Annotated in this window: 19 protein-coding genes; 12 read left to right on the forward strand and 7 right to left on the reverse strand. The window is 68.6% G+C overall.

From position 1 onward, the window contains the following. Window positions 1–25 precede the first annotated feature (25 nt). Complete coding sequence (locus tag EV653_RS39645) at window positions 26–1,213, forward strand: S1 family peptidase (protein ID WP_166679707.1); 1,188 nt, start codon at window positions 26–28, stop codon at window positions 1,211–1,213. Between the two features lie 141 nt (window positions 1,214–1,354). Next, the gene (gene serA, locus EV653_RS39650; RefSeq protein ID WP_134111477.1) at window positions 1,355–2,962 is read left to right on the forward strand and encodes a phosphoglycerate dehydrogenase; all 1,608 of its coding nucleotides are present in this window, start codon (window positions 1,355–1,357) and stop codon (window positions 2,960–2,962) included. 99 nt (window positions 2,963–3,061) lie between these two features. Here the strand turns inward: serA and EV653_RS39655 are convergent, their stop codons facing one another. Continuing rightward, on the reverse strand, window positions 3,062–3,628 hold the full coding sequence (locus EV653_RS39655) for an O-methyltransferase (RefSeq protein ID WP_134111478.1): 567 nt from the start codon (window positions 3,626–3,628) through the stop codon (window positions 3,062–3,064). 146 nt (window positions 3,629–3,774) lie between these two features. On the opposite strand from EV653_RS39655, the gene EV653_RS41485 reads away from it, so the two are divergent. The 6 genes from EV653_RS41485 to EV653_RS39680 all read left to right on the forward strand — a co-directional run bounded on the left by EV653_RS41485 (window position 3,775) and on the right by EV653_RS39680 (window position 8,671). After that, a complete protein-coding gene (locus tag EV653_RS41485; protein ID WP_166679708.1) occupies window positions 3,775–3,930 on the forward strand; it encodes a hypothetical protein in 156 nt (51 codons plus the stop codon). Continuing rightward, entirely contained in the window at window positions 3,927–4,976 is a 1,050-nt protein-coding gene (locus tag EV653_RS39660; protein ID WP_134111479.1) for a 3-isopropylmalate dehydrogenase, read from the forward strand. The genes EV653_RS41485 and EV653_RS39660 overlap by 4 nt, the downstream gene beginning before the upstream one ends. A 48-nt stretch (window positions 4,977–5,024) precedes the next feature. Beyond that, a complete protein-coding gene (locus tag EV653_RS39665; protein WP_134111480.1) occupies window positions 5,025–6,113 on the forward strand; it encodes a branched-chain amino acid aminotransferase in 1,089 nt (362 codons plus the stop codon). Window positions 6,114–6,235: 122 nt separating this feature from the next. Beyond that, the gene (locus EV653_RS39670) at window positions 6,236–6,634 is read left to right on the forward strand and encodes a hypothetical protein (protein WP_134111481.1); all 399 of its coding nucleotides are present in this window, start codon (window positions 6,236–6,238) and stop codon (window positions 6,632–6,634) included. 214 nt (window positions 6,635–6,848) lie between these two features. Then, a complete protein-coding gene (cimA, locus tag EV653_RS39675; protein ID WP_134111482.1) occupies window positions 6,849–8,438 on the forward strand; it encodes a citramalate synthase in 1,590 nt (529 codons plus the stop codon). Beyond that, a complete protein-coding gene (locus tag EV653_RS39680; RefSeq protein ID WP_134111483.1) occupies window positions 8,435–8,671 on the forward strand; it encodes a hypothetical protein in 237 nt (78 codons plus the stop codon). Before cimA ends, EV653_RS39680 begins: the two co-directional genes overlap by 4 nt. Here EV653_RS39680 and nagA read toward each other — a convergent pair. The 6 genes from nagA to EV653_RS39710 all read right to left on the reverse strand — a co-directional run bounded on the left by nagA (window position 8,664) and on the right by EV653_RS39710 (window position 15,625). After that, on the reverse strand, window positions 8,664–9,800 hold the full coding sequence (gene nagA, locus EV653_RS39685) for an N-acetylglucosamine-6-phosphate deacetylase (RefSeq protein ID WP_370359491.1): 1,137 nt from the start codon (window positions 9,798–9,800) through the stop codon (window positions 8,664–8,666). The genes EV653_RS39680 and nagA overlap by 8 nt on opposite strands. After that, on the reverse strand, window positions 9,797–11,266 hold the full coding sequence (locus EV653_RS39690; protein ID WP_166679710.1) for a glycoside hydrolase family 3 protein: 1,470 nt from the start codon (window positions 11,264–11,266) through the stop codon (window positions 9,797–9,799). The genes nagA and EV653_RS39690 overlap by 4 nt, the downstream gene beginning before the upstream one ends. A gap of 18 nt (window positions 11,267–11,284) precedes the next feature. After that, entirely contained in the window at window positions 11,285–12,106 is an 822-nt protein-coding gene (locus EV653_RS39695; protein WP_134111486.1) for a carbohydrate ABC transporter permease, read from the reverse strand. Window positions 12,107–12,111: 5 nt separating this feature from the next. Then, entirely contained in the window at window positions 12,112–13,017 is a 906-nt protein-coding gene (locus tag EV653_RS39700) for a carbohydrate ABC transporter permease (protein WP_202872047.1), read from the reverse strand. A gap of 78 nt (window positions 13,018–13,095) precedes the next feature. Then, window positions 13,096–14,385, reverse strand: a complete 1,290-nt coding sequence (locus tag EV653_RS39705; protein ID WP_134111488.1) for an extracellular solute-binding protein — start codon at window positions 14,383–14,385, stop codon at window positions 13,096–13,098. 10 nt (window positions 14,386–14,395) lie between these two features. After that, entirely contained in the window at window positions 14,396–15,625 is a 1,230-nt protein-coding gene (locus tag EV653_RS39710; RefSeq protein ID WP_134111489.1) for an ROK family protein, read from the reverse strand. 155 nt (window positions 15,626–15,780) lie between these two features. On the opposite strand from EV653_RS39710, the gene EV653_RS39715 reads away from it, so the two are divergent. The 4 genes from EV653_RS39715 (at window position 15,781) to EV653_RS39730 (ending at window position 19,259) form a co-directional block, all read left to right on the forward strand. Next, the gene (locus EV653_RS39715; RefSeq protein WP_134111490.1) at window positions 15,781–16,221 is read left to right on the forward strand and encodes a MarR family winged helix-turn-helix transcriptional regulator; all 441 of its coding nucleotides are present in this window, start codon (window positions 15,781–15,783) and stop codon (window positions 16,219–16,221) included. Window positions 16,222–16,372: 151 nt separating this feature from the next. Then, complete coding sequence (locus tag EV653_RS39720) at window positions 16,373–17,707, forward strand: MFS transporter (RefSeq protein ID WP_202872048.1); 1,335 nt, start codon at window positions 16,373–16,375, stop codon at window positions 17,705–17,707. A gap of 14 nt (window positions 17,708–17,721) precedes the next feature. Beyond that, window positions 17,722–18,303, forward strand: coding sequence for an isochorismatase family protein (locus tag EV653_RS39725; protein ID WP_134111491.1), 582 nt, complete (start codon window positions 17,722–17,724; stop codon window positions 18,301–18,303). Window positions 18,304–18,413: 110 nt separating this feature from the next. Next, window positions 18,414–19,259 (forward strand): alpha/beta hydrolase, encoded by an 846-nt coding sequence (locus EV653_RS39730; protein WP_134111492.1) that lies wholly within the window; start codon window positions 18,414–18,416, stop codon window positions 19,257–19,259. Window positions 19,260–19,305: the final 46 nt, after the last annotated feature.

Here is a 19,305-nt window from a genome sequence, read left to right on the forward strand (position 1 = left end):
GTGAGTGCGGGGGAGGTGGGCGGCGGTGGAGGACGGCAGGAGCGGGCTGCCGCGGCCGCCCCGGCGGATCCCCCCGAACGCCGGTTCGCTGACCCAGCTGGAGGTTCCGAGCCGGCTCACCGCACCGCAACCGCAGCCTCGGCGGCCGTGGATCTTCGGCCGGATCCTGGCCGGTCTCGTCGTCCTGCTGGTGATCGCCGCGGGCGGCGCCGGTGCGGGCTGGTTCGTCCATGAGCGGCGCCTGGCCATCAACACCGACGAAGTGCTGAAGTCGGCCGGACCGGCGGTGGTCCGCGTGCTCGCGACGACCTGCGGCTCGACCGGCGAGGCATCCGGCGTACTGATCGACAACGGCCGGGTCCTCACCGCAGCGTCGGCGGTCGCCAACCCGAGGTCGATCGTGATCGTCACCCAGGACGGGCGGATCCGGCGCGCCAACCTGCTCGGCACGAGCGCTGACGGCGTCGCCGTACTGCAGTCGATCGGCCAGGCCGCTACGCCGATGCAGGTCGCCGCGGCCGACCCCGACCCGAAGGCGCAGCGGGCCCTGATCGGTTACACCGCGGCGGGTAAGCAGACGATCAACGAGATCGGCTCGACGGCCGACCCGCGGGCCTTGAGCGAGGTCATGAACACGGCCAAGCTCGGCGGCCCGGTCGTCGACAAGTCCGGCGACCTGATCGGCCTCGTCACCGGCGCCACGGTCCAGGCCGGCACGATCGTCCCGCTCGCCAACCTCCGGGGGTACGTCGGTGTGTCGCCGTCGGGCCTCGACGTCGCGACGGCCGGGACCTGCGCCCAGTCGCGCGGTCCGCAGGCCGCCGTCGTCCCGGCGTTGCAGGTCGCTGCGACGCCGCTGAACGTCGAGGTCCAGCGGTTGTTCGGCAACTACGTCACGCTGGAGAACCAGCAGGACTTCCGCGGGCTGCAGGCGTTGTACTCGGCGCGGTTCGCCAAGGGCATGACCGAGGAGCGGGACCTGCACAACCACAAGACGTCGTACTTCTTCAGCCCGAAGATCACCGACGTGGCACCCGACGGCTCGTACGCCCGGATGTCGTACGACATCCTGTTCGCGCCGACCGCGACCGGCGCGGGCGGCCAGAACTGCAACCGGCTCGACGTGCGCTTCCAGCTCGTCCGGGTGAACGGCAAGCTGCTGATCGATCGCACCGTTCCGATGGCGGACCCGGTCAGCTGCGACGCGGACTGATGGTGAGGCTGACCCTGAGCCTGACCGTCATCCGGGCCCTCGAACACCCCCGGAAGCCGACGCGGTACCATCGACGCAGCGGGCACAGCGCGGTGCTCTGAAAGATCACGAGCCCCTACCGCTTCTGCAGGAGATTCCTCCATGTCTTCCCTGACTGACGTAACCCGGCCCGTCGTCCTGATCGCCGAAGAGCTCAGCCCGGCCACCGTCGAGGCGCTCGGCCCCGACTTCGAGATCCGTCACGCGAACGGCGCCGACCGCGCCGAGCTGATCCCGGCCATCGCCGACGTCGACGCGATCCTGATCCGCAGCGCCACCAAGGTGGACGCCGAGGCGCTCGCCGCCGCGAAGAAGCTCAAGGTCGTCGCCCGCGCCGGCGTCGGCCTGGACAACGTGGACGTGAAGGCCGCCACCCAGGCCGGTGTCATGGTCGTGAACGCGCCGACCTCCAACATCACCAGCGCCGCCGAGCTGGCCGTCGCCCTGCTGCTCGCCTCCGCGCGGCGAGTGCCGGCGGCGAACGAGTCGCTCAAGAAGGGCGAGTGGAAGCGCAGCAAGTACTCCGGCGTCGAGCTGTTCGAGAAGACCGTCGGCATCGTCGGCCTCGGCAAGATCGGCGTCCTGGTCGCGCAGCGGCTGGCCGCGTTCGGCATGAACGTGATCGCCTACGACCCGTACGTGCAGGCCGGCCGGGCCGCGCAGATGGGTGTCCGGCTCGCCACCCTGGACGAGCTGCTGGCGACCAGTGACTTCATCTCGGTGCACCTGCCGAAGACCCCCGAGACCATCGGGCTGATCGGCGACGAGCAGCTGCACAAGGTCAAGCCCGAGGTCATCATCGTGAACGCGGCCCGCGGCGGCATCGTCGACGAGCAGGCGCTGTACAGCGCGCTCAAGGAGGGTCGCGTCGCCGGCGCCGGCCTGGACGTGTTCGCGTCCGAGCCGTGCACGGACTCGCCGCTGTTCGAGTTCGAGAACGTCGTCGTCACCCCGCACCTCGGCGCGTCCACCGACGAGGCGCAGGAGAAGGCCGGCATCGCGGTCGCGAAGTCGGTCCGCCTCGCACTGTCGGGCGAGCTGGTCCCGGACGCGGTCAACGTCCAGGGCGGCGTGATCGCCGAGGACGTCCGCCCGGGGATCGGGCTGACCGAGAAGCTCGGCCGGATCTTCACCGCGCTCGCCGGTGGCGTCGCGCAGCAGCTCGACGTCGAGGTGCGCGGCGAGATCACGCAGTACGACGTGAAGGTGCTCGAGCTGGCCGCGCTGAAGGGTGTCTTCGCGGACGTCGTCGAGGACAACGTCTCGTACGTGAACGCGCCGCTGCTGGCGGCCGAGCGGGGCCTCGAGGTCCGGCTCGTCACCGACCACGACAGCCCCGAGCACCGCAACCTGATCACGCTGCGCGGCACGCTCGCCGACGGTGTGCAGGTCTCGGTGTCCGGCACGCTGGTCGGCGTACGGCAGTCGGAGCGGCTGGTCGAGATCGACGGGTACGACGTCGAGATCGAGCTCGCCGCGCACCTGGCGTTCCTCACCTACGAGGACCGTCCGGGCGCGGTCGGCCAGATCGGCCGTATCCTCGGCGACGCCGACGTGAACATCGCCGGCATGCAGGTCAGCCGCGACCGCAAGGGCGGCAAGGCCCTGGTCGCGCTGTCGGTCGACTCGAAGATCGCCCCGAACGTCCTCGACGACATCGCCGCTGCGGTCCAGGCCGACACCGCCCGCACCGTGGACCTCGAGGCCTGATTCACACGAACGACTGATTTACTGGAGGCGGTCAGCCGCCCGCAGGCGCATGGCGGCTGGCAAGGGCCCGGGCTCAATAGCCCGGGCCCGCTTCAGTTCCTAGTGCCTGGTGGCCAGCAGTACGGCGGCGTCCGGCGCGACCATTACCTCGACGGTCGTGAAGCGCTTGTCCATCAGCCATTCCTGGCGGAGCGTGTCGACGCGGCCCTCGTACATCGGCGGCCAGACCGCCGACGGCGTGAAGTCGTCCAGTACGACGAAGCCGCCGGGCTCGACCACGTCCGCGATGACGTCGCGGGCCGACAGCTTCGCCTCGCGCGCGTCCACGAACAGCAGTGCGAACGGTCCGCGCTCGATCAGCGCGGTCCAGTCGGCCGAGACGACCTCGATCCGCTCGTCGGCGGCGAACAGCTCCGCGACCGCCTGCGCCAGCTGCGGATCGCTCTCCGCGGTGACGATGTTCGTCGACTCCCCGGCGCCGCTGCGCAGCCAGGCCGAGCCGACACCGCAGCCGGTCCCGAGTTCACCGAGCAGGCCGGTCTTGGACGCGGCGAGCGCGGCGAGCAGCCGGCCGGTCTCGTTCCGGGTGGAGCTGACGAATCCGCGCCGGCCGGACAGGCTGAGGGCCGCCGACACCAGCGGCGGCAGTTCTGGAGGAGCACTCACCGGCTGAGAGTTGCACAGGTCCGGGCCAGGACCAGCACCGGGATCTCATATACCGGGACATGCTGCCCGCATAGTGGTGAAATAGTCGGACGTGCGAGTAAATTCGTGCGCATCCTGCCGCCCACGACATATTTGGGAGCAGCAGCATGTACGACATGTATCCAGCCAACTGGCCCGCGATCGACGCCCGGGAGCGCAAGGCGGCCCGCCGTCGCCGTAGCGCCCGCCCGGCCAGTGACGAGGTCAAGGCTGTCCAAGAGGCCATGAACCGCCGTGACAATGGGGGAGAACCCAAGAAGTGAGCGAGAACAAGAACTTCACGCTGGCCGTCGTCCCGGGTGACGGGATCGGACCCGAGGTCACCACCGAGGCCCTCAAGGTCCTCGATGCGGTGGCCGCGCAGCACGGCGTGACGTTCGAGCGGACCGAGTACGACCTCGGCGCGAAGCGCTGGCACGCCACCGGTGAGACGCTGCCGGACGCCGAGTTGGAGGAGATCCGCAAGCACGACGCGATCCTGCTCGGCGCGGTCGGCGACCCGAGCGTCCCGTCCGGCGTACTCGAGCGTGGTCTGCTGCTCAAGCTCCGCTTCACTCTCGACCACTACGTCAACCTGCGGCCGTCGAAGATCTACCCGTCGGTCGGCTCCCCGCTGGCAGCCCCGGGCGAGGTCGACTTCGTCGTCGTCCGCGAGGGCACCGAGGGTCCGTACGTCGGCAACGGCGGCGCGCTCCGGGTCGGCACTCCGGCCGAGATCGCCACCGAGGTGTCGGTCAACACGGCGTACGGCGTCGAGCGGGTCGTCCGCGACGCGTTCGCCCGGGCGATGGCGCGCCCGCGCAAGAAGCTCACGCTGGTGCACAAGAACAACGTGCTCGTGCACGCCGGTCACCTGTGGAAGCGGACCGTCGACAAGGTCGCCGAGGAGTTCCCGGAGATCACCGTCGACTACCTGCACGTGGATGCGGCGACGATCTTCCTGGTGACCGACCCGGCGCGGTTCGACGTGATCGTCACCGACAACCTGTTCGGCGACATCATCACCGACCTGGCGGCCGCGATCAGCGGCGGGATCGGGCTGGCCGCGAGCGGCAACATCAACCCGGACCGGACCGCGCCGAGCATGTTCGAGCCGGTGCACGGCTCCGCGCCGGACATCGCCGGCCAGCAGAAGGCCGACCCGACCGCGGCCATCCTCTCGGCGTCGCTGCTGTGCGAGCACCTCGGCCTGACCGAGGCGGCCCGCGCGATCGAGGCAGCGGTCGAGGCGGATATCGAGGAGCGCACGGGCGCCGCCCGCAGTACGGCGGAGATCGGTGACGCGATCGCGAAGCGTGCGGCGGGCTGAGATGGCCGATGCTCGCATGACCACTTGGTCGAGAGGTACGGTGCGGCTATGAGCGCCCTAGAGTTCACCGTTGAGCCGAACACCCACTTGGCCGGCGACGACCAGCGCGCCCAGATCCTGGCGAACCCGGGATTCGGGCAGTACTTCTCCGACCACATGGCGATCGCCACCTGGACGGCCGAGAAGGGCTGGCACGACGCGCGGATCACCGCCTTCGGACCGCTGGAGCTGTCTCCCGCGACCGCGGTGTTCCACTACGCCCAGACCATCTTCGAAGGGATGAAGGCCTACCGGCATCCCGACGACTCGATCCACCTGTTCCGCCCCGAGGCGAACGCGGCCCGGTTCCAGCGGTCCGCGCAGCGCCTCGCGCTGCCCGAGCTGCCGACCGAGGTCTTCCTCGACTCGCTGCACAAGCTGGTCGAGCTCGACAAGGCCTGGGTGCCGGGCGGCGGCGAGACCTCGCTGTACCTGCGCCCGTTCATGTTCGGCTCCGACCCGTTCCTCGGCGTACGGCCGTCGAGCCACGTGACGTACTGCCTGATCGCGTCACCGGCCGGCTCGTACTTCGCGAAGGGCGTGAAGCCGGTCCGGATCTGGCTGAGCGAGGAGTACACCCGGGCGGCCCCCGGCGGCACCGGCGCGGCGAAGACCGGCGGCAACTACGCCTCCTCGCTGCTCGCCCAGGCCGAGGCGATCGAGGAGGGCTGCGACCAGGTCGCGTTCCTCGACGCGGTCGAGAAGAAGTGGGTCGAGGAGCTCGGCGGGATGAACCTGTACTTCGTCCTCGACGACAACTCGGTGGTGACGCCGGAGCTGTCCGGCACGATCCTCGAGGGTGTCACCCGGGACTCGATCCTGAAGCTGGTCACCGACCTCGGCTACACCGTCACCGAGCGCAAGGTCTCGATCGACGAGTGGCGCGACGGCGCGGCCTCCGGCAAGGTGCGCGAGGTCTTCGCGTGCGGCACGGCCGCGGTCGTGACCCCGGTCGCCTCGCTGAAGTGGAAGGACGGCGAGACCCAGATCGGCGACGGCAACGGCGGCCCGGTCACCGCGGCCGTCCGCAGCGCCCTCCTGGACGTCCAGTACGGCCGGGCGAAAGACCCGCACGGCTGGATGACCCGCATCTCCTGAACGCAGTCGCTCAGTGGCCCGGCGCAACCCGCCGGGCCACTGCTGTTTCATAGGAAGTTCTCAGTCTGGTGCGTGGACCGTTGGTCGCTGCCGGCCGGCCGGATTCGGTAGGGTCGGGCGCCATGAGCGGGTTTCCGGATGAGGTCGAGGGCTACTACGTCGAGCTGGCCGAGCGCCGGGGATGGTCGGAGGAAACCTCGGCGGCGATCAGGGCGACGGTGGAGCTGATCCGGGATCTGGACCGCGGTACGGCGCCGCGGACGTACGGCGCGGTGGTCGACGACCACGGGACCGACTGGCTGTACGAGGCGGTCTGGCACGAGCGGGAGTGGGTCGTGATCCGGCAGCTCGGGTCCGGCGAGGACGGCGAGGTGACCCGGTACTGGTGGCAGCGGCTCGAGGACGACGAGGGCATGCTCACCGACCAGGCGCTCGACCGCGAGGAGTGGGGATTGCGGCCTTTGTCACGCGAAGACTTCTATACAGCTTGGGATGATCCGGGTTGGTCCCTTACAGCCTGAACTCCAGTACCTCCCGGAGTACTGAATGTTCGTGATGCGAGACAGTCACGTCATCGTTCGGACATTGTGTGGCAGACTGCAAAACGTCATGAAGAACTACCAGGGCATTATTACCTAGGCGCGCTCAGCAAGCTGTACCTGAGCGCGCAGACCTCTCGCACCTTGCGGGAGGTTTTTTGTTTGCCCAACACCCCTTCTGGAAGGCCGGCCCCCTATGAGCATCTCGGACGATTTCCACGTCTACGACACGACTCTTCGCGATGGCGCGCAGCAGGAGGGGCTGGCGCTGTCCGTGGCCGACAAGATCGTGATCGCGCAGTACCTGGACGAGCTGGGGGTCGGCTTCATCGAGGGCGGGTGGCCGGGCGCGGTGCCCAAGGACACCGAGTTCTTCGAGCGCGCCAAGACCGAGCTGCACCTGAAGAACGCGACGTTCGCGGCCTTCGGTGCGACTCGCAAGCCCGACACCGCAGCCGCCGACGACCCGCAGGTCGCCGCGCTGCGCGAGTCCGGCGCGGGCGTCGTCACACTCGTTGCCAAGAGCCACGATGCGCACGTCGAGCGCGCCCTGCGGACGACGCTCGACGAGAACCTGCGGATGGTCGCCGACACCGTGAAGCATCTGCGCGAGCACGGTCAGCGGGTCTTCCTCGACACCGAGCACTTCTTCGACGGGTACCGTGCGAACCGCGCGTATGCGTTGGAAGTAGTCCGCGTAGCCGTCGAGGCCGGGGCCGACGTGGTCGCGCTCTGCGACACGAACGGCGGGACCTTGCCGCGGGAGCTGCAGGACGTCGTACGGGATGTTCTTGACTCCACCGGCGCCCGGCTCGGCATCCACTGTCACAACGACGCCGGCTGCGCGGTGGCGAACTCGATCGCCGCCGTCGAGGCCGGCGTCACGCATGTCCAGGGCACGATCAACGGGTACGGCGAACGCACCGGCAACGCCGACCTGCTGGCGATCGTGGCCAACCTCGAGCTGAAGCGTGCGCACGAACTGCTCCCGCCGGGGAACCTGGCCGAGTCGTTCCGGATCGCACACGCGATCGCCGAAGTCACGAACGTGCCGCCGTCGACCCGGCAGCCGTACGTGGGCCTGTCCGCGTTCGCCCACAAGGCGGGCCTGCATGCCAGCGCGATCAAGGTGGACCCGGACCTCTACCAGCACACGGATCCGGCGCTGGTCGGCAACGACATGCGGATGCTGGTGTCGGAGATGGCCGGCCGGGCGAGTGTCGAGCTGAAGGGCCGCGAGCTAGGGTTCGACCTCGGGAACGACCGCGACGTGGTCAGCCGGGTGACCGAGCGGGTGAAGGAGATGGAGTCGCGCGGCTACACGTTCGAGGCCGCGGATGCGTCGTTCTCGCTGCTGCTGACCGAGGAGGTCACCGGGAAGCGGGCGTCGTTCTTCGACGTCGAGTCGTGGCGGGTGATCACCGAGTCGCGTGCCGACGGCGAGGCGGTGTCCGAGTCGACCGTGAAGCTGGTGGCGGGCGGCGAGCGGGAGATCGTCACGGGGGAGGGCAACGGTCCGGTGAACGCGCTGGATCACGCGCTGCGGACGGCGATCGAGCGCGCGTACCCAGTGGTGAACAAGTTCGAGCTCGTCGACTACAAGGTCCGCATCCTCGACTCGGGCCATGGCACGGACGCTGTTATCAGAGTCCTGATCGAGACCGCGGACGGCGAGGGCTCGTGGGTGACGGTCGGCGTCGGGCACAACATCGTCGAGGCGTCCTGGGAGGCGCTCGTCGACGGCGTCACTTTCGGTCTGCTGCGCCACAAGGAGGTCGTGCGATGAGCCTGCTCGCGGTTGAGCGAACGACGACGGTCTTCACGGCCGAGGTGGTCGAGACGGGCGGCCTGATCGCGCGGATCGCCGTACTGCTGAATCCGTACGACGTCCGTGAGCTGGAGCTGTCGCTGGACCGGGGCGAGCTGCGGATCGTTGTGGAGGGCAATGGTTTCGACGCCGGGCGGGTCGCTGCCCGGCTCGAGAAGGTGATCGGCGTACTCGAGGTAGCGGTCAGCTGACGGGGATGCCTGCCAGGTAGACGGCTTCGACCGTGAGGTCGGGCGAGAGCAGGACGAGGTCGGCGACGTTGCCGACGGCAAGCGTTCCGCGGTCGTGCCAGCCGTAATGGCGGACTGCGTTGCTTGCTACCAGCTGGGCGGCTTGGGCGACTGGCATGCCCAGGACGCGTACGGCGGTTGCCAGCGCGTCCGCGAGGAAGTGGACCGAGCCGGCGAGCGTCTCGGTGCCGCGCAGGGTGGCGACCCCGGCGCGGACCTGGACGTGGCGGTCGGCGAACGAGTACTCGCCGTCGCCGAGACCGGTCGCCGCCATTGCGTCGGTGACGAGGATCGTGCGGTCGGGACCGGCGGTACGGGTCGCGACGGTCAGCGCCTCCGGGGACAGGTGGATGCCGTCGGCAATCAGTTCGCAGGCGATGCGATCGTCGGTCAGCGCGGCGCCGACCGGCCCGGGTCGGCGGTGGGTCATCGCGGGCATCGCGTTGAACAGATGGGTCGCGGTCCGCGCACCGGCGTCGAACGCACGGCGCGTCCAGGTCCCGTCGTCATCGGTATGCCCGACGGCGAACGTGATCTCGTCCCGATGCCGCTCGATCAGCTCGATCGCACCGGGAAGCTCCGGCGCGATCGTCATCGTCATCGCGCGTCCGCCGGCCGCGCCGATCAGCTCGTCGAAGACCCTCTCGTCGGGTGTGAGCAGCGCATCCGCCGTCTGCGCCCCACGCCGCCGATGCGACAGGAACGGGCCCTCGAAGTGAATCCCACGGATGTTCGGCGCGGCCGCTTCCGTGATCGCCTCCGCGGCCCGAACCATCCGATCCAGTCGCATAGTCGCGACCGACGCAACCAAGCTGGTCGTCCCCTGCACCAAATGACTACGAGCAGCCCGAAGCACATCCTCGGGCTCACCCGAGTACAACGCCGCCCCACCCCCGCCATGACAATGCGTATCAACAAACCCCGGCAACAACCACCTCCCCCCAACATCAACCACCGCAGGGCCGTCACCCGCTGGCGCCGGACCGTCAGCTGTTCCCGGACCTAGGGCGACTATTCGGCCGTCCTCGACCTGCAGCCAACCGTGGACCGGCTCCGGCGTGCACAGGTGTGCATTCAGGAAGGTGATCACGGTGCGAGTAGCCGTCGGGCGGCTGCCTGCGAGCAGACTCGGGCGCTGCCGAAGGTCTGGACCCAGCCGGCGAAGCCTGTGTAGTCGACGCCGGGGACGCCCATGTCGACGACGATCATGTCGGGGTGCTGGGTCTGCAGTTCGCCGATCAGCTTCTCCTGCCAGTCGAAGCGATGAGCGCCGCGAACCACCAGGATCACCTGACTGTCGGCGCCGTACTCCGACCGGAACTCACCAACACCGGCCCGCGCCATCCCCGGCCCGTTGTACGTCTCCCCCGACAGCCCGATGCTCTCGACAACCTTCCCGGCGTCGCGCAGCAACTGCTCCACGCCCCACCCAGAAGACCCGGCAGCGGGGGAGTGCGTCGGCTCGAGCCGGATGATCAGTACGGCGTCACTCCGCACCCGCGGATCCCCATGCGTCACGACAACCTGCTCGGCCAGCCGAGCGCCCAGCTCGTCGTCCCGCTCCGCCACGTCCGCCTTCGGCCGCGTCCCGAGTCGAGCAAGCCGCTCGTTCGCGCTCTCCAACCGTTCCAACGGCAACCGCCCGCTCTCAACCGCGTCAACTAGCGCCGCTGCCGCCACATCCACGTCGTCCAGGAACGCCCACGACCCCAGACACAGCGCATCGGCCCCAGCCTCGATCGCTCGTACGGCGGCTTCCGGCAGCGGCGCCACATCCGCGATCCCGTACATCTCGAGCGCGTCGGTGATCACCACTCCGTCGTACCCGAGCTCGCCGCGCAGGATGTCGGTCAACAGCACCTTGCTGATCGTTGCCGGTACGTCGTCCACCTGCGGCACCAGGTCGTGCGACACCATGATGCTGTCGACGCCGGCCTCGATCGCCGCCCGGAACGGATCGAGGTAGCTCGCCAGCAACTCCTCCCGCGAAACGTCGACCAGCGGCGTCGCCAGGTGAGCGTCGGTCCCGCTCATGCCATGCCCCGGGTAATGCTTGGCGCACGCACTGACCCCCGCGGCCTGCAGCCCCGAAACCCAAGCGGCCGTGTGCCGGCTGACCAGCTCACGGTCGCCGCCGAAGCAGCGGATCCCGTTCGGGCTCAGCGGATTGACCGCCGTGTCGACCGCCGGCGCCAGATCCCAGTCGATTCCGGCCTCGACCAGCGAAAGCCCGATCTGGTACGCCGCCTGCCGGGTCAGCTCGACATCGTCCAGCTCGCCCAACGCGCGGTTGCCGGGCATCGAGAAGCCACCGAGATCCGCCAGCCGACTGACATCGCCGCCCTCTTCGTCGATCGACAGCAGCACGTGGTCGCGCAGGCCGTGCAGCTGCGCCGCGAGATCCTGGAACTGCGGCCCGTCGACGGTGTCCCGGCCGAAGATCACGAACCCGCCGAGGCCGGCCTCGATCCGCGACGGAACCCAGTTCGGGACCGAGGGCCGGCCGAGCGCCGGGAACAGCACACCATGGGCGAGCCGGTTGAGCTCTGCGTTCACAACATCCTCCAGGGGAAATCAGCCTTTGACCGCGCCGGCCGTCATCCCGCCGACCAGCCGGCGCTGGATCAGCAGGAAGACGATCAGCACCGGGAGCGAGAAGATCGCCGACGCCGCGATCGTGGCGCCGTTGTCGATACCGTCGGACGTCTGGAACGAGACCAGCCAGACCGGCAGCGTGTAGTTGTTCTGGGACTTCAGGAACACGTAGGCGAACAGGTAGTCGTCCCACGCGCTGATGAAGGCAAAGATCGAGGTCGCCACGATGCCCGGCGCGAGCAGCGGGAGCTGGATGTGCCAGAACGCGCCGAACCGGCCGCAGCCGTCGACCATCGCGGCCTCCTCCAGTTCCAGCGGGATCCCGGCGACGAAGCCGCGCAGCGTCCAGATCGTGAAGGGCAGGACGAACGTCATGTAGGTGATGATCAGTCCGGGCACGAAGTCGATCGCGCCGACCGACCGCAGCATCAGGTAGAGCGGGATGACCATCGCCGAGCCGGGCACCATCTGCACCAGCACCAGCCCGACGAGGAACGCCCGCCGGCCGATGAACCGGAACCGCGCGAGCGCGATCGAGGCGCCCAGGGCAACGACCAGCGCGATCAGCACGGTCGACACCGAGACCAGCAAGGAGTTGCGCACGTAGTGCAGGAACGGCCCGTGCGTGAGCGCCGTACGGAAGTTGTCGAGGCTCAGCGGCCACGGGACGAACTCGGGGGTCGCGGACAGGATCTTGCCGGGCTGCTTCAGCGCCGTCGCGAACATCCAGTAGACCGGGAAGATCACCACCAGCGAGACGAGTACGGCGATGGCGTTGGGGACGGCCCGTTTCCTTCTCATGCGGCTCATACGACAGCCTCGTCCTGGGCGAACAACCGCCGTACGTAGAGCACGGACAGTACGGCGAGCAGCAGCACCGTGATGATCGCGATCGCCGCGCCGCCGCTGTAGTCGTTGCGGGTGAAGGCCTCGAGATACGAGTAGACCCCGAGCGTCGTCGTGCCGCCGTCGGGACCGCCCTGCGTCAGCACCCAGATCGGCGTGAACGAGTTGACCGACCAGATCACCTCGAGCAGGACGAGTACGGCGAGCACCGGCGCGAGGATCGGCATCGTGACGTGCCGGGCCACGTTCCATCGCCCGGCGCCGTCCAGCGCGGCCGCTTCGTACAGGTCACCGGGGATCTGGCCCATCGCGGCGTACAGCGTGAGCGCCACGAACGGCAGACCCTTCCAGACGATCAGCGCGATGATCAGCGCCAACGCCTGACTCGGCGACGAGAACCAGTCGTGTGCCGAGAAGTCGCCGAACACCTTGAGCTGCGTGATCACCCAGTTCAGTACGCCGTACTGCGGCTCGAACAGCCACCGCCAGATCATCGTGGCCGACACCATCGGCATCGCCCAGACCAGCACCAGGCAGACCGACAGCATCACCCGCGCCCACGCCGACACCTGCATCAGCAGGGAGGCCAGCAGGAAGCCGATCACCATCAGGCCGCCCACGCAGGCGACGCTGACGAGCAGGGTGCGCAGCAGCGTGAACCAGAAGTCGCTGTCGCCGAGCACCCGGGTGAAGTTCTCGAGCCCGACGAACGGCGCCTCGCCGGTGAACAGCGACCGCGGCCCGAAGTCCTGCAGCGACAGCCAGACCAGCCGCACGATCGGATAGCCGAGCACGGCCGCGAACGCGATCAGCGCAGGCCCGATCAGGCCGTACGGCGTGAACCGTGCCAGCCGATTCCCGCGCACCGCCCGAGCTGTGCGATCTGGGCGCGGTGGCGTTACCGGCGTTGTCTGGGGCGCCTGGGTCAGCGAGGTCATCGGCCGTCAGCGCTGTCCGGACTGGGCGTTGAACGCCTCGGTCGCGTGTTTGTCGTAGTCCTTCGCAGCAGCGGCGATGTCCGCGCCCTTGGCGATCTTCGAGAAGAACTGCTCGTTGTAGCTCTCGGTCTCGAGCGTCGCCTCGCCCGGCGTGGACGGCAGCGCCTGGCTGACCGTGGCTGCCTGCGCGCCGAGCTTCAGCACCTCAGGCACGTTGCCCGTCGGCAGGAACGCGGCGACCACCGGGAGTTGGTGGATCGTCCGGGTCATCGTCTGCTGGAACGCTTTACCGGTGATGATCTTCAGCCAGTCGACGGCCATGTCCTTGTTCGGGCTGTTCTGGGCGATACCGATCGTCGAGCCGGCCACGATCACCGGCAGTGGCTTGCCCGGCTCGTAGCCCGGCATGATGAAGTACCCGGCGTCGGCGGCGACCTTGGCGTTCTTCTCGGCGACCGCGCCCGGTTCCCACGCCTTGACGTAGATCATCGCGGCCTTCTGGTCGGCGAAGATCTGGTCCTGGTCGGGGCTGTCGGTGTTGGCGCCGATCGAGGACGGCGTCGAGCAGCCGTTCTGGAACTTCTTCCACTCTGCCAGGCCGGCCTGGTTCTCCGCGCTGCTCATCTGCGCGGTCCATTTGTTGTCCGTGTCGGTGGCGATCGTGCCGCCCTTGCCGAACAGGAACGGCATCCCGGCGAACCAGTACTGGCCGGGCATGTAGAACGCGGAGAAGTTCGGCGTCGAGGTGTGCGCCTTGGCGAGCTTCCCGCAGTCCGCGATCAGGTCGTCGACGGTCGCCGGCGGTTTGTCGATCCCCGCGGCGGCGAACATCTTCTTGCTGTACATGACGACTTTCGTTCCGCCGTACAGGGGAGTGGCGTAGAGCTTGTCCTGGTACGTCGACGGTCCGGCCAGGCCGGCGAGCCACTGGCCGGACGACTCGAACTCGCCCTTCTTGTCGGTCAGGTCGGCCAGCGCGCCGGAGGCGGTCAGCAGTGGCGTCTGGGTGTTACCCATCTCGACGATGTCGGGCGGGTTGTCGGAGGCAAGCGCTGTGGTCAGCTTGGTGACGATGTTGTCCCACTGCTGCACCTCGACGGTCACCTTCACGTCGGGGTGCTTCTCGTTGAACTGCTTGGTGACGTCGCCGATGATCTTGTTGTCACCGGGACCGCCGGTCATCATCCAGACCGTCAGTTTGTTCGTCGGCGCGGCCTTGCTCGGGCCGGAACCGCCACAGGCGGCCAGGCTGAGCGATAGCGCTGCGAGCAGAGCCAAGGTCTTCCAGGGCTTCATGCCAGTTCCCCTAGTCTGATGGGAGGACAGCTTGGGAGGGGTCGACGGCGCAGCTGTCCAGCTGGGCCACGACACCGGGGGCGGAGGTGGTGATCGAGGCGACCTGGTGGCGGGCCACCCCGATCGCGGTGTAGTAGCCACTCAGGGCGGCGGCCATCGCACCGAGCAGGCCGCCTGACTCCCCGAGCACAGACCGGCGCAGATCGCTCTGTACGCCGACCGTCTCGTACGTCTCGGCGCTCACCGACTCCAGCACGGAGTCGCTGAACGCACCGGAGAAGCCGCCGGTGAAGACGACCGTGCTCGGCTCGTAGGCCAGGGCAACGATCGACACCAGGTGCAGCAGCGCCTCGTGGATCTCGTCGACGAGCCCGCCGAACCGGTCGGCTTCGGCGAAGACCTCGTCGGCCTTCCTGAGTCGGTGACCGGCTTCCTGCGCGAGAGCGAGCAAGCCGGCACCGGACAGCAGGTCACGGAGCCGTTCCTTGCGGCCCGGCAGTCGCAGCCGGCCGAACTCGCCGAGCAGACCCTCGGGTCCCGCGAGCACCTGCCGGTTGAACGCGACCGCCGAACCGAGACCAGTGCCCAGGCTGAGCAGGACGACGGTCTCGTCCCGGGGCAACTCGCCGTAGTGCAGCTCACCCAGCAATGCCAGGTTCGAATCGTTGTCGATGATCGTCGGTACGCCGAGCTCCGCGGCGACCGTTTCGACGAACGTGGTGCCGAGGATCTGTGGCAGGTTGAACGCGCCGACCACGCGATCCTTGGTGGAGGCAACGACACCGGGCAGTCCGATCGCCACCGACGTGAGCGGTACGCCGTCGCCGTACCGCTCGACCAGTCCGAGCACCCGCGTCGCGATCCAGGACGCCAGCTCGGCGGCGCCCAGGTCCCGCGGTGTCTCGTCGCGGCAGCGGATGATCGCCGTACCGATGCCGTCGGCGATCACCATCCGGCAGTAGGTGCCGCCGAGGTCGATCCCGCAGACCAGCCCGGACTGCGGGTTGAAGCCGAGCGCGGCTCCGGGGCGGCCGGGGCCGTCGCGGACGATCTTGTGCTGCTCGAGGGCCAGCCCGTCGGCCAGCAGGTCGTCGACGATCCGGGCCACCGTGGCCCAGCTGAGTCCGGTCTGCTGCACCAGTTGGCGCCGGTCGATCCCGGCGCCGGACAGCAGCGCGGCGATGACCGCCCCGCGGTTCGCCGTCCGGGTGCCGACGCTGCCTCGTTCGAGCTTCGCCATTTATTCTCACGGTGAATAGAATTGGTTGAGACTGAGACGCTAGTCCGGTCCGGCAGGCCCTGTCCAGGGATTGCGAAAACTTCTCCGTCTGTCGTTGGAGCTGCCAATGACAGCTCGAACTGATCAGTCTGGACTGATGAGTTATGGTGGCCGGCATGGAGATCTCAGCGTCCGCGGTCCGCGCGGCGAGCGAGGTGCGAGTGGTCTTCGGCCGGGTCAAACGGCGCCTGAAGGCACTGGCAGACACCGACGATCTGACGCCGTCGCAGTCCTCGGTGCTGAGCCGGCTCGACAAGGACGGACCGGCGTCGGCGAGCGAGCTGGCCACGGCGGAGCGGATCCGGCCGCAGTCGATGGCGGCGATCCTGGCCGCGCTGCGGCAGGCCGATCTGATCCAGCGGCACCCCGATCCGCAGGACGGTCGCCGGCAGGTGGTGTCGCTGACGTCGGCCGGTCGCCATCGCCTGCAGGGGGATCGCAAGGTTCGGCAGGAGTGGCTCGCGCAGGCGCTGCAGGACCACTGCACCGAGGCCGAGCGGCAGAAGATCATCACCGCGCTGGCCCTGCTCGATCGCGCCATCGAGGCGGCCCGGTGACACGCCCGTTGACTGGCCCGGTGACTGGCCGGGTGACCAGCCCGGTGACGAGCCCGGTGACTGGCCCAGCGACCAGCCCAGCGACCAGCCCAGCGACCAGCCCAGCGACCAGCCCAGCGACCAGCCCAGCGACGGGCCCGGTGGCTGCGTTGTGACGGGGGAGTCGTCGAGGTTCGACCGGCGCCTGATCGCGCCGATGTTCGTGGGTTCGGTGCTGAACCCGATCAACTCGTCGATGCTGGCGGTGGCGCTGATCCCGATCGGCGCGGCGTTCGGCGTACCGCCGTCGCAGACCGCGTGGCTCGTCACCGGGTTGTACATCGCGACCGCGGTCGGCCAGCCGGTGATGGGCCGACTGGTCGACCTGTTCGGTCCGCGGCCGCTCTACCTGATCGCGACCTCCCTGGTCGGAGTAGCCGGTTTGCTCGGCGCGCTGGCCCCGAACCTCGGCGTACTCGTCGGCTCCCGGGTTCTCCTCGGCCTCGGTACATCGGCGGCGTACCCGGCCGCGATGTCCTTGATCCGCAGCGAGGCCGACCGCACCGGCATGGACACGCCCGCCGTCATCCTGAGCAGCCTGTCGGTCGCGAACCAGGTGATCGCGGTGATCGGCCCGACGCTCGGCGGCCTGTTGATCGGGCTCGGCGGCTGGCATCTGATCTTCACGATCAACGTCCCCCTGTCGGTGATCTGTGTGGTGCTCGGCGCGCTGTGGTTGCCGCGCCGGGCGCGGTCGCGCGGCGCCGAGGGGCTGGACTATGCGGGGATCGCGTTGTTCACCACGACGTTGGTCTCGCTGATGTTGTTCCTGATGCAGCCGCGGCTCTCGCGGTGGTACGTACTGGTGCTCGCACTGGTCCTGGGGGTGTCGTTCGTGATCACGCAGTTGCGCGTCGTCGCGCCGTTCATCGATCTGCGAGTGCTGGGCGGCAACCGTCCGCTGATCTTCACGTACGCGCGCCAGGTGCTCGCGTACGTCGGCGCGTACTCGTTCCTCTACGGCTTCACGCAATGGCTGGAGGAGGCCCGCGGGCTCAGTGCTTCCTCCGCTGGTCTGCTTCTTCTACCACTGTCCCTTGCGGCGGTCCTGGTCACGCTGCTCACCGGCCGGCGGGCAGCGATCCGCGGCAAACTCGTTGCTGGAAGCATCTGTCTCGTGGCGGCCGCGGCCGCGCAGTTGTTCATCGGTCCGAGTACGTCGATCTGGGTCCTGGCTGTCGTCGGCGTCATCGCCGGCATCCCGCAGGGCCTGAACAACCTCGCCAACCAGACCGCCCTCTACCAGCAGGCCGACCCCGCCCGGATCGGCTCGTCCGCCGGCCTGCTGCGGACCTGCGTGTACGTCGGCGCGCTCATCTCCGCCGCGGCCAACGCCCACTTCTTCCAGCACGGCGCAACGACGACCGGACTGCACGACATGGCGATCTTTCTGCTCGCCGTCGCCGCGCTGCTCGTGCTGGTGACGTTCGCGAAACTCCCCGAATAGAGAGGCTCCATCCCGTGTCAGTCACCACCCTCGACCCGAAAACCGCGCTGGTCGTCATCGATCTGCAGAACGGCGTCGCCGCGCTCCCGGGCAAGCCGCACAGCACCGCGGACGTGATCGGCAAGACGGTCGAACTCGCCGATGCGTTCCGCAAGCACGATCTCCCGGTGGTCCTGGTCCGGGTCAGCTTCGCGGCCGATGGCGCCGACCGGCTGACCGGCCGGACCGAGCAGCCTGCCCGGTCGGGTGGCGGTACGCCGCCCGCCGGCGCGGATCAGATCGTCGACCAATTGGCCGGCCATCCCGAAGACATCGTTGTGACCAAGCGCAACTGGGGTGCGTTCCACGGCACCGACCTCGACGTACAGCTCCGCCGCCGGGGCATCACGCAGATCGTGCTGACCGGCGTCGCCACCAGCATCGGCGTCGAGTCGACCGCCCGAGCGGCGTACGAACACGGCTACAACGTCACGCTCGCCACCGACGCGATGACCGACCTCGCAGCCGAGTCCCACGACCACTCCCTGACCCGCATCTTCCCCCGCCTCGGCGAGTCCGGCACCACTGCGGAGATCATCAGTCTGCTCGGCGCCTGAAGACCTGACCGACGCGAACAACCCCGCAGTGGCCGATCTCCTCGGATCGCTGGTTGTCGAGGGGTGTCACGGCTAGCATCGCCAGCATTCGAGTCTGAAGAGGGGGAACTATGTCGCTGACTGATCGCGAGCAGTCGGAAGTCGAGCAGGCAAACACGTCCGGCAAGCAACCCGTGGCGTTCATCCACGGTTTGTGGCTGTTGTCCAGCAGTTGGGACCGCTGGCGGCGGCTGTTCGAGGAGAACGGCTACAGCACGATCGCCCCCGGTTGGCCGGACGACCCGGAGACGGTGGCGGAGGCGCGGGAGCACCCCGAGGTGTTCGCGCACAAGATGGTGCAGGCAGTCACCGACCACTACCTCGAAGCGATCCGCGGACTGGACCGCAAGCCGGCCGTCGTCGGGCATTCGTTCGGTGGGCTGATCGCGCAGAAGATCGCGGGTGAGGGCGCGTCCGCGGTGACCGTCGCGATCGATCCGGCGCCGGGGCGCGGCGTGCTGCCGCTTCCGGTGTCGGCGTTGAAGTCCGGTTCGCCGGTGCTGGGCAACCCGGCGAACGCGCGGCGCTCGGTCACGCTGACCTTCGACGAGTTCAAGTACGGCTGGGCGAACAACCTCGACGAGGACGAGGCCCGGCAGTTGTACGACGAGTTCCACGTCGCGGCGTCCGGCGTACCGATCTTCCAGGCGGCGGTGGCGAACCTCAACCCGTTCAGCGAGACGAAGGTCGAGTACAAGGCGGAGGACCGCGGGCCGATCCTGCTGGTGTCCGGCGAGAAGGACCACACGGTCCCGCATGCGATCACGCACGCGGCGTACAAGCAGCACACGAAGAACTCCGGCATCACCGAGTTCGTCGAGATTCCCGGGCGCGGGCACTCGCTGGTCATCGACCACGGGTGGGAAGAGGTGGCCCGGACCGCGCTCGACTTCGTCGGCAAATACGCTCCTGCCTGACCGCCCGGTGACGAGCTGAACGACCGATCAGGCTGGCGAGGGTAAG

The sequence above is a fragment of the Kribbella pratensis genome (assembly GCF_004365355.1).
Taxonomy (GTDB): Bacteria; Actinomycetota; Actinomycetes; order Propionibacteriales; family Kribbellaceae; genus Kribbella.